Genomic DNA, 1,170 nt, shown 5'->3' on the forward strand with positions numbered 1-1,170 from the left:
GACGATTTTCGACACGACGCCGGCGCCGACGGTGCGGCCGCCTTCGCGGATGGCGAAACGCAGGCCGTTTTCCATCGCGATCGGCGCGATCAGCTCAACCTCGAACGACACGTTGTCGCCGGGCATGACCATCTCGGTGCCGGACGCCAGGGTCACGGTGCCGGTCACGTCAGTGGTCCGGAAGTAGAACTGAGGACGGTAGTTCGCGAAGAACGGCGTGTGACGGCCACCTTCATCCTTGGTCAGGATATAGGCTTCGGCTTCGAACTTGGTGTGCGGTGTCACCGAGCCCGGCTTACACAGAACCTGGCCACGCTCAACACCTTCACGGTCCACACCACGCAGCAGCGCGCCGATGTTGTCGCCCGCTTCTCCGCGGTCCAGCAGCTTGCGGAACATTTCAACGCCCGTGCAGGTGGTTTTCTTGGTGTCGCGGATGCCGACGATTTCGATCTCGTCGCCAACATTGATCACGCCACGCTCAACACGACCGGTCACAACCGTACCACGACCCGAGATCGAGAACACGTCTTCGACCGGCATCAGGAACGGCTGGTCAATCGCACGCTCAGGCGTCGGGATGTATTCGTCCACGGCCGCCATCAGCTTGCGGATGGATTCCTCGCCGATCTCCGGGTTGTTGCCTTCCATCGCGGCCAAAGCCGAACCGGCAATGATCGGAATGTCGTCGCCGGGGTATTCATACGAAGACAGAAGCTCGCGGATTTCCATTTCCACCAGTTCCAGCAGCTCTTCGTCGTCAACCTGATCCACTTTGTTCATGAACACGACCATTGTCGGGATGCCAACCTGGCGGCCCAGCAGGATGTGTTCACGTGTCTGCGGCATCGGGCCGTCAGCGGCGTTCACAACCAAAATCGCGCCGTCCATCTGGGCAGCACCGGTGATCATGTTCTTGACGTAGTCGGCGTGGCCGGGGCAGTCAACGTGGGCATAGTGACGGTTTTCCGTCTCGTATTCCACGTGGGCGGTCGAGATGGTGATGCCACGCGCTTTTTCTTCCGGCGCGCCGTCAATCTGATCATACGCTTGGAAGTCACCAAAATACTTGGTGATCGCTGCGGTCAGCGTCGTCTTGCCGTGGTCAACGTGGCCAATCGTGCCAATGTTCACGTGCGGCTTGTTACGCTCAAACTTTTCCTTTGCCAT

At 59.6% G+C, this 1,170-nt stretch carries 1 protein-coding gene; it reads right to left on the reverse strand.

All coding sequences use genetic code 11. The features are described 5' to 3' along the window. The coding region (gene tuf, locus RUM8411_RS22390) for an elongation factor Tu (protein ID WP_085824937.1) at positions 1-1,170 on the reverse strand (1,170 nt) is incomplete at its 3' end.

The organism is Ruegeria meonggei (genome assembly GCF_900172215.1).
GTDB lineage: Bacteria > Pseudomonadota > Alphaproteobacteria > Rhodobacterales > Rhodobacteraceae > Ruegeria > Ruegeria meonggei.